The organism is Fibrobacter sp. UWT2, assembly GCF_900142545.1.
Classification (GTDB): domain Bacteria; phylum Fibrobacterota; class Fibrobacteria; order Fibrobacterales; family Fibrobacteraceae; genus Fibrobacter.
Genome location: NZ_FRBF01000026.1, coordinates 23390 through 32760, shown reverse-complemented (window position 1 = coordinate 32760; position 9371 = coordinate 23390). Strand labels below are relative to the sequence as shown.

The window sequence follows — 9371 nt, the reverse complement described above, 5'->3', positions numbered from 1 at the left end:
CAGTGTCCCGGAGCGGTGGCGGTGCTGTTGGTCACCATGTTGCCGTCGCTTTCCTGGGCAAAGAAGGTCGCCTGGGAAAGAGTCGCCGCAGTAAGTCCAAGCTTTTGCGCGATTTCATTTACATCAAATTTTGCCGCAACCGTCGCATAATTGTCGTCAATCGGCAGCGTCACCGTGATGGTGTACGTCGTGGCACCGTCCAAGACAATCTTTTCGGAGCTGCTGGAAGCCACCACGCTGCTGGAACTTGCGGGAGCGACAGAGCTGCTCGAAGCTACAGAGCTACTGGACGCAACCGGGGTTTCGCCGATTTCGGGCCACTCGTATTCCAGCTTGAAATCATTGTAGTACTTGACGTTTGCCGCTCCTGCGCCACTCACGCCCGTCTCCAGCTTCAACTTATAATCGTAATGCAGCTTGCGAATTCCTGTATTGCCGGTGTACTGGTAATCCGTATTCACGATGACCGCGAAAACCATCGGCGTCCCATTTGTCGAAGAAGGCGTCTTGTCCAGGCGAAGCGTCGCGGAGCCTTCACCCGTAATGGGTTCGCTGTACACAGGTGTACCGTCAGTTGCGCGGTAGCACAGCAAGAAATTCATATTATTGTTATTGGAATTCGCGCCGTTCGGGTAGAAACTCACCGTCACTTCTTTAGCGCCGCTTTGTACCTTCAGCGGCACCACGTTCGAGCCCGACCAACCCGGAGTTGTTTCCTGATTCGGTACAAGGTAACCGTTGCTTTCCGTTACCGTCTGGTAAGGCGTCATGGTCCAGGTGTAGCTTTTCCTGTTATTGTCCCACATGTCCTGTTCCCAGTAGGTGTCGCTTCCGAAATGCTGGTTCAACAGGTTCTTGATTTCGCTAGACCATTTTTTCATGTCGAGCATCGCAAGCCTTGCGCGGAATTCGGTAATGAGCCTGCGCACGCCCGCATCGCCAAGGCCCTTGTCGAGACCGTAAGTTTCAAGCAGGTACTTGGTCTTGCCGTAAGCGTTTCCGTAAATCCAGCGCACAGCCCCCGTACCAATCCACGTTCCGATAAACGTCGGGAAGATGTTGCTATACTGCGAACCACCCAGCAGGTAACGCTGATTTTTACCGGTCACGCCACCGTCATCGGCGCCGCCACCAGGGCCACCGAAAGTGCCGTCAATCAGCCAGCCCGAATAGGTTTCAATAGGCATAAACGGCGCAATAACCGTCGCCGCATTCAGAAATCCCATACCGCTGTATACACCATCGCGGTGGCTGAACATATCCTGCTGAATCCATGTGTTACCCGCTTCTTGGAACCAGTGTGCATCCTTTGCGCCAGGGTAGCCGTTCGTCATCGAGTGGATTCCCTCGTGAATCATCGCATCCATCTGCGCCACGCGATCGCGGTAGGGACAACTCGTGTTAAAACTGTAGAGCGGATAGAACGAAGCCGCCACCGCCGTGTAGCCCGCCACCCATGTCTGCCAACCACCCGTGGTATCGTCCTTCGCACCACCGGCACACGTACCCGAGCCATAGTAATAAACGGCACTGTACTGGCCTTCTTGCGCCTGGGCATCCGGCGACCATCCCATCTCATTGTACAGGTACTCGAAATCGGTATCGTACTTCTTGAGGATCGAATCAATCGTCACGTCGGTAATGCGGCTGTCGCGATCCTTGCCCCAGTAAAACGCCCACCATTTACCGGCCTTCTTTCCGGTAACGCCCGAACAATTGTTATTGAACTTGGTCGGCGGCTGAATGTCGCCCAGATTAGACTTTGTGTCGTAATCCAGGTCGCTGCGGTAACCGGGCCATGTGTAAGCATCACCCGACGCCGCGTATGTGTGAACACCTAGGGCAGCCGACAAAACGGCGCCCGGAATCAATCCCAAACAACTTTTTCGCATAACACACTCCAACTTTTATGCTGACATAAAAAATACTCCCTAGCAAGCTAAGGAGTGTCGAAAACTTTGTTTACGTGTTGTCTACAGACAACGATTGCTCCACTACCTTAAAGACGAGAGCATTTTCTTCGGGACTGGAATATTAATGTTTGGTGAAGCCCTCGCACAATGTAGTGGCCTTGCGGGAGGCTAGACTTCAATTGTTCCCATTCGCTGTAAAAGCCCTGCTTGATCAGTTTTCCTGTCAAGGAGAAAATTTGCACCTTGGTCATAGGCGAAATGGTGAACTCGACATCGGTTGCAATCAACCGCGTTGTGTTTTCGGAGCTACTTGAAGAACTCGTAACGCTACTAGAACTTACTTCGGCGACAGAACTTGAGCTAACAATCACCGGGTCGATTTTCGTTCCTTTTTCATATTCGCTGATATCAATTTTACCAATGCCAGAATAATTTGTCACCAAGCCCTTCACATCGCCTACGGGATCTGCACTATAGCTGTAGACGCTCTTGGGATTGAAAGTTCCCTTAGGGATTTCTGTATCGTAAGTGACCCATGCGGTATCCCTGGAAGTAAGCGAAGTACCGGGATTTACGGAAATCTTCATTTTTTTGCTGTTACAGCCACTACTCTGGAAGTTGGCGCAGCCTTCGTAATAGTTTCCAACAATGGTAGCGACGCCATCATCGCCAGCGAAAATCGCCTTGCTGAGGCCCGCATAGTGATTATTTTCAAAGTAGTCGTCAGAACCATAGCGAACATTCGGGCCGTTGCCTGTTCCCTGACCGAGAACATAGTTGTTATAAAGGTGAATTTTAGTATGGCGCATCATGGGAGTACGCGCATCCAGATCCTTATAAAAGTTATGGTGGATCGTTATTTCATGACGAAGACTATCTCCGTTGCTATTGCCAATGAGGCTTCCCTTATGATGGTTGTGGAAATAATTCCAGCTAAAAGTCGCATTGTAAATGTTGTTCTTGGCATCCAGCAGACCATCGTAGCGGTCCTTGTTGCTGGTGTAGGCATTATAGAATTCGCAGTGATCGATCCAAATGTTATGGCTTCCCTGCTTATTCTTGTCAGCCCAGTTAGTGGCAGCAGAGTCCGCAGAAATCGCGATGCAGTCCGGGTCATTGAGGACAACTTCTGTCCCATTGCGGAAAGCGATCACCTTGTTTTCGTCGGTCTTGCTAATGGGAACATCGCTCATGGTGAACTTGATGTTACGAATGATGATGTTATGTTTATTCTGAATCATCAGGCCCACTCGATTAAGGAACGCCGATTCGCCTTTACCGATGATCGTCTTGTTATTGCCGACCAAGACCAATTCGCCATAAGTCGTTGCCGTACCCGAAGAGGCCACATGGCCATTTTCATCGATAAACGTCTTGATACCGGTATTGATTTCACCCTTCACGATAATGACGTAAGGAGTTTCCAAATCTTCGGCGTACTGCTTAAATTCGGCAAAGTTGGAGACTTCCACAACCTTGCCCCCGTTACCGCCGGTAGTGCCCCCTTCCAAAGTGGCATACCCCACCATATCGAAGTTAGGGGTAGCCGCAAAGAGCCCCACATTCATCAAGAGAATTGCCAAATATTTTGCTTTCATTTTTCCACCTCTTTATTAAAACCAACTGACGCTCCAACGGAAAGGTTCCGCGGATTTTACCGAACGCCCCAATGCATTGAACCTCGGAGCATCTTTACGCCTGTCAGCAGGGGCCACCCTGCGGCGAATAACAGTCGTTGTAGCACTGCTAGAAGACACTTCCGAAGAACTGGATTCTGCTGCAATTTCGCCATATTCGTAAGGTCCAAGATCCGGTGCCGAGCCAACATAATCAAAGCCAATTTCCGTCCCCTTGTCAATCAAGACGCTCCCTTTTTTCAGGCGGAACAACTTTGTGTACGGGAGCAGTCCATCCGCATTTCGGGCAATCGTCGCAAGGCTCGTGTCCAACGACTCAAAGTCATCGTCACTCACAGTCACCGAAATGTTCCAGGAATTCGTTTTCTGTTCGCTAGACGAACCAAAAGAGTCGGCATTTTTGCCCTTATAAGAGATATTGTTCCGCAGGTGATGCTTTTGCCCCGCATTCAGCGCCCCACCCATTCCATAATTGGCGGCACCACTGCTTCCGTTGCGGTAAGCAAGGCTCTGTTCCACCGTAATGCCACCCGTATTGTTGTTCTGGTCAAAGCCCTTTACCGGATTGTCAAACGCAATACAACGCGTGCAACGGTGATTCGCTTGGGCTTTATTGCCGCCCATCTTAAAGCCATTGCCGTTTCCATCAAAGAGCTCGGCCGCATAGCCAAAAACATTGACCCCATTCCGGAACGCCCAGGAATCATAGACAATGACACTGTCGGGTGAATCAAAAAAGTCAAAACCGTCGTCGGAATTTTCCCAAGCACGGCAGTTGATGAACACATTTCCTGCTCCCTGAGTCTGCTTGCTCGCAAAGCCGTCAGCCATGCCGCCCTTTTTCTTGGGGTCATAATTACGGTACGCATCTACGTTGACCACCAGCGTATGATTCCCGCCCTTGTTAATTTCCAAACCGGAATTGCGGTTTTCGAAAAACGACATGTTGTAGAACTTGTTGTACGACCCTGTCACATAGGCTCCCTGGTATCCCGCACGGGTAACGGCGAGACCGTGAAGTTCGTAATAACTGCCGGTCATGCTCAGCCCCACGCCCTTGTCGACATAGGTGAGTTCCGGGAACTGGAAGTCTATCACGGCAGTCGCATGGCCCGCCGCATAGAACACAATGGGCTTGTCCGCCATTCCTGACTTAGAAAGTGTAATCGTATTCGCCTGACCCTCTGTATAGGGCACCTGGTATGTTCCCGCTTCAAAAAAGACGGTATCTCCGGCGGAGGCCTTAGTCATGGCCGAAATAAAATCGTCGCCAGGCTTTACATGGGTATTCCCGGCAAGCGCCAAAACGGCAAAAGCTGCCGTCAAAATTTCCACCAAGCGGATATTCTTCAAATAATTCATCCCAAGTACATCCTTTGATATTCCGACAAACATTCATTCCCGTTCTCAAAAATGTTCTCAAAATATCAAAACAGAATATAAGTTATTCTTTTCGTAAAGTCAATAGATACAGCGATTTTTTTGCAAAAATGTTCTCATTTTTACAAAAAAAATAATTATTTATGGATTACGCCTAGCGGGCCGAAAGGGCTGGCCAGTAATTTTCGGGACGCTGGTTCAGGTAGGTAAGGCGTGTCCAGTCGTCATCGCGGTAACAGCTCCCAAGCATGAGTTCGTCAATCATGCCGGTAAAGCCGCCCACTTTGAAGTCGGCCAGTTCACGGACGCCCGTCCAAGCGATTTGTTCCGGCTCCGTTTCAATCTTGCGGTCGTTCACGTAGAAATTGGACTGCGATATCGTGTGGCGACTGAAAGCGACATACACCCACTCGCCTGCCTTAATATCAGACGTTCCAGACACCCAGGCGTATTTTATTGAATCGGAACTCGTATCGGGAACCCAGAGGTCAACCACAAAACCCTTCTCCGGATCATAGCGCAACGCATATTCCTTGGACTTTTCAAAGATGGTCTGTTTTTCTTCGAGATTGTCAAGTTTTACCCACACCGAGAAGCAGAAATATCCGCTGCCGTCATAATTCAAGTTCACCTTGCGCGAGGAATCAGCCGCACTCGAATTCTCGACGACAATAACATCGCCTTCATCAAGTTCCACTCCCCTACCAACAACACCGTCGGCAGCCACGGCCCCTGTCGGCAGACCTTCGAAGTATCCCTTTTCCGCTCCATCGTCCACAGGTGCAAGGCCGCTATCGAAATGCCACACCAAAGAATAGCTGCGGTTCGTGGGGAACACATCCTTTGCGTACGCGGGGTTCATGGTGTTGTCAAAATGGAGTTCCAGGGAATCTGAAACATTCAGCGAATCGACACGCACCCAGAACACAGCCTCTTTGGCAGAAGCGTCAAAGTAAGTCTGCGCAATAGGGAGTTTCTTGCTGCGGTTTCCGTCCTGCGAAATGCGCACGGCCTCCCAGCGGCCGTTCACCACCTCCGCGGAATCGAAAGCAATTTCTTTTTCCGTCAAGCGAATGGCCAGCGGGAAATCGCTCACAACTGAGCCAAGCGTATCAATTCCTTCGGGGAGCGCGAGCGGAGCTTTCAATGTGTACGTCACCGAATCGCCCCAGACTGTAGTCTCTTCAGGCTTTACGGAAACATCCTTAAATCCAAACGGGCTCATGCCATCCATGTAAACAATAAGTTCAAACGTGTCTGCCGGGAGGCTATCGACCACGATTTTCCCGTTCTGCACAGAAACCCTTCTGCGAATGGTCGTCCCGATGACGATGGCCTCGCCGCTTTGGTTTTCGCGGAACGCGCCCGATACGAGAAGCTTGACCGTTCCGGAATTACGCAAGGTGTCATTTACAGCAAGGGGCTCGTCCTCTTCGGCACTCAGGTCCTGCACTAGAAGCATCTGGCCCGATTCTTGATGGAAAGCCTCGAGAGAGAAACTGCCCGCCGGGATGGAATCGAATTCGTAGTTGCCGTTTTCATCCGTTTCGGTTTCGAACGCAGAAGGCAGGACTTGGTCAGCCTCGCTTGCAGCAACGATGTTGTAGTCGCCCGGCACACACTGAACTTTCGTACGGGCGGCAGGCTTACCATTGTCAAGCACCAAGATACCCGCGAGTTCCGGGGAACCCGTTTCGGCACTATTGCCCGCCACTTGGCTGTCCGAAGAACAACCCACAAAAAGGGCAACGAAACCCGCTAAAAAGTATTTCAAAGTATCCATCACCACTAATATAAATATAGTTTCGCTAAAAAGGAAAACAAATATTCCCTATTATAACGCGTTGTTTCTAGACAACGGGAATATAACGATTTTTCCCCTCTACGCGGACTTTTTTCTTACATTTAGGGTATGGGCGAAAAGAAACCGACAAAAAGAATCTTCGAATACCTGGATTACCGGGAATTTTTGAAAGATTACTACAACGCAAAGAAAGAGGCGAACCCCGCCTTTTCGCTTCGCGTGTTTTCGGACAAGATCGGTTTCAAGGCCAAGGACTTTATTAGCCGCGTCATGAACGGCGACAAAAACCTTTCGAGCCAAAGCATTCCCAAAGTGGCTTCGGGGCTTCGCCTCGGCAAGCACGAAACCGAATTTTTCGTAGCGCTTGTCAAGTTCAACCAGGCCGAAACAACCGACGAACGCAACGCCGCCTTCGAGCAAATGCAGGCCGTACTCAAAGTCGTACGATTCGCCGAAAAGCAGCACCTGCTCGGGCATGCTCAGTACATGGTATATTCCGACTGGCGGCATCTCACGATCCGCAGCCTTATCGGAATGTTCGGTTTTGACGGCAACTACGAGGCGCTCGCCAAGCAAGTTCGTCCGAACATCACTGTCGAACAGGCAAAACAGTCCGTAAAGCTACTCGAAGAATGTCAACTCATCAAGAAAGATGAATCGGGCAAGTACGTGCTGACCGAAAGCGCCATTACCACCGGCGATCGCACCTCGAAACTCGCACTCCGCGGCTATCACCAGAATTGCCTAAAGCTCGCTGCAGATTCCATTGACCGCGACGCTCCTGGCACACGCCATGTTTCGGGCCTTACACTTGGAATCAGCCAAGAAGGCTACGAACGCATTGTAGAGCGAATCAACGCCTTCCGTAAAGAAATCGCGCTCCTCGCCGAAGAAGACGAAGGGAGCGATAAAGTTTTCCAACTGGAATTTGCACTGTTCCCCGTCGGCGGGAAATAATTTTCCATAATTTTTATACAAAAACGCCCCGACATTCGTCGGGACGTCTTGTTTGGTATTGAAAACTACTTTGCGAATGTGGGCTGCACTGCCTTGCGGTTACCTGCACGTAGCGCATTCACCGCGCGACCGTTCACGTAGAACAGGCGTCCCGGCTGCTGCATATTCTGCCTACGTTGCGGAAACGTGCGCACAAAGGTCGTCGAGTCGCCCGCAGAAGCATCCGTAGAATCCGCAATCGAATCGACCGGCGCAACCGATGTATCGACCGGCACTATAACAGGCGCCACATAGCCGTATTCGTACGCACCCAAATCCGGAGCCTTGCCCTCGTACTTGAGCCCCACATTCACGCCCTTGTCAATCATCTGGCTGTTCTTTGCGAGCTTTAGGAAGTCAATATCCGGAAGGCTACCGTCAGCTTGGCGCGGCCCGAAAGCACCGCCGAGAGGCCCGAGTTCCTTACCCGTCACGGTCATGCTCGGGTCAGACACACTCACGAAATCCGATTCATTCGGGGTAATGTTCAGGTTCCAGGTATTGTATTCGCCCGCCGCATATTCGCCGCCAATGTAGGCCGTCTTATTCGGGAAGGCGATGTTGTTCTTCATCACGTGAGCCTTGTCGCCCTTAAGCACCACACCGTCAGTGCGGTTGTCGTCTGCATCCCAGGTGCTCGCCCACATGTTGAACGCGGTACCGTTCATATAGGCCGTATTGTTGAACCAGTCGTTACCGCCGCTGCTGTGGTTTGCGTAAAAGCCCGACGCCTTGTTTTTCCAGGCGACGCAGTTGCGGATAGTGTGGCGCACCCCCGTCTTGCTGCTCCCCGCCTTGAAGCCGTTGCCATTGCCATCCTTCGGCTTGCCGGTACCGTAGTTGCTGTAGCCATGACCCATCGCCCAGCTGTTTTCGATGACTACCGGGAATTCCTGGCTAATAAAATCCCAGCCGTCGTCGCTGTTCCACCAGGCACGGCACCCGATGAACTTTGTCGTATCGCCGCTAGTCTGGTAATGCACGCCGAAGCCGTCGGCATTTTGTCCGTCGCCCTGGCGCCCGTTGGGGTCGTAATTGTCGTGACTGTCGCAGTTCAAGAACAGGTGGCCGCCCGCACTTCCCGTGCCGCGCTCGTTCACGAAGAATCCCGAACCGCCGTTGTGGTGGCTGTCCATCAGTTCCAAGAAGATATGCTTGCTGCGTGAAATGTAGACGCCCACATTAGATTCGCCCTTCATGGGCACGTTCTTGACTTCGAGCCCTTTCAGGTGCAGGTATTGCGCCTGAATCAAGATACCCGAAGTATACCTTATGTTGTTCGAACCGTCGGCAATCGGCATCTTGCTGAAGTCGAAGACAGGCTTTTCGCCCGGGTACGCGAGGTAATGAATGCGCTTGTTGTCGCTTGAGCCGCTCTTGGTCAAGTGAATGCCCGCGAACATATTGTCGTTTTTCACATAGTTCGTGTCCGTATGCAAGTAGGTTCCACCGCGAATCCAAACGGTATCGCCCGCGTTCACTACGGAATTCGCCTTATTGAGGGTCGCGAAGGGGCTATCCTTCGTTCCCTTGTTCGTATTCTTTCCGTCGGGGGCCACATAGTAGACCGCGCCGAAAGTTTCCGCTGCAGCCAAGGCAATCACGGCCGCACACAACATGCGCTTCATTTTCATAAACACC

At 51.3% G+C, this 9371-nt stretch carries 6 protein-coding genes; 1 reads left to right on the top strand and 5 read right to left on the bottom strand.

The genetic code is table 11. The annotated features are described in order from the left end of the window. The 4 genes from BUA40_RS13070 to BUA40_RS13055 form a co-directional block, all read right to left on the bottom strand. Positions 1 to 1892, bottom strand: a 1892-nt coding sequence (locus tag BUA40_RS13070) for a hypothetical protein (RefSeq protein ID WP_072801297.1), incomplete at its 3' end; no start/stop codon positions are given. A gap of 107 nt (positions 1893 to 1999) precedes the next feature. Then, positions 2000 to 3511, bottom strand: coding sequence for a pectate lyase family protein (locus tag BUA40_RS13065; RefSeq protein ID WP_072801294.1), 1512 nt, complete (start codon positions 3509 to 3511; stop codon positions 2000 to 2002). A 15-nt stretch (positions 3512 to 3526) separates the two neighbouring features. Continuing rightward, positions 3527 to 4912 carry a right-handed parallel beta-helix repeat-containing protein gene (locus BUA40_RS13060; RefSeq protein ID WP_072801293.1) on the bottom strand — a complete coding sequence of 462 codons (1386 nt, stop codon included), beginning with the start codon at positions 4910 to 4912 and terminating at the stop codon, positions 3527 to 3529. 172 nt (positions 4913 to 5084) lie between these two features. Then, the gene (locus tag BUA40_RS13055; RefSeq protein WP_072801292.1) at positions 5085 to 6713 is read right to left on the bottom strand and encodes a LamG-like jellyroll fold domain-containing protein; all 1629 of its coding nucleotides are present in this window, start codon (positions 6711 to 6713) and stop codon (positions 5085 to 5087) included. A 129-nt stretch (positions 6714 to 6842) separates the two neighbouring features. On the opposite strand from BUA40_RS13055, the gene BUA40_RS13050 reads away from it, so the two are divergent. Further along, positions 6843 to 7691 carry a TIGR02147 family protein gene (locus tag BUA40_RS13050; RefSeq protein ID WP_072801291.1) on the top strand — a complete coding sequence of 283 codons (849 nt, stop codon included), beginning with the start codon at positions 6843 to 6845 and terminating at the stop codon, positions 7689 to 7691. 65 nt (positions 7692 to 7756) lie between these two features. Here BUA40_RS13050 and BUA40_RS13045 read toward each other — a convergent pair whose 3' ends face one another. After that, complete coding sequence (locus tag BUA40_RS13045; RefSeq protein ID WP_083585414.1) at positions 7757 to 9364, bottom strand: right-handed parallel beta-helix repeat-containing protein; 1608 nt, start codon at positions 9362 to 9364, stop codon at positions 7757 to 7759. Between the last annotated feature and the right edge of the window lie 7 nt (positions 9365 to 9371).

Excerpts from the sequence above, each read along its gene's own strand:
- BUA40_RS13065 (WP_072801294.1), bottom strand. The coding sequence starts at position 3,511 with ATGAAAGCAAAATATTTGGCAATTCTCTTGATGAATGTGGGGCTCTTT.
- BUA40_RS13060 (WP_072801293.1), bottom strand. The coding sequence starts at position 4,912 with ATGAATTATTTGAAGAATATCCGCTTGGTGGAAATTTTGACGGCAGCT.
- BUA40_RS13055 (WP_072801292.1), bottom strand. The coding sequence starts at position 6,713 with ATGGATACTTTGAAATACTTTTTAGCGGGTTTCGTTGCCCTTTTTGTG.
- BUA40_RS13050 (WP_072801291.1), top strand. The coding sequence starts at position 6,843 with ATGGGCGAAAAGAAACCGACAAAAAGAATCTTCGAATACCTGGATTAC.
- BUA40_RS13045 (WP_083585414.1), bottom strand. The coding sequence starts at position 9,364 with ATGAAAATGAAGCGCATGTTGTGTGCGGCCGTGATTGCCTTGGCTGCA.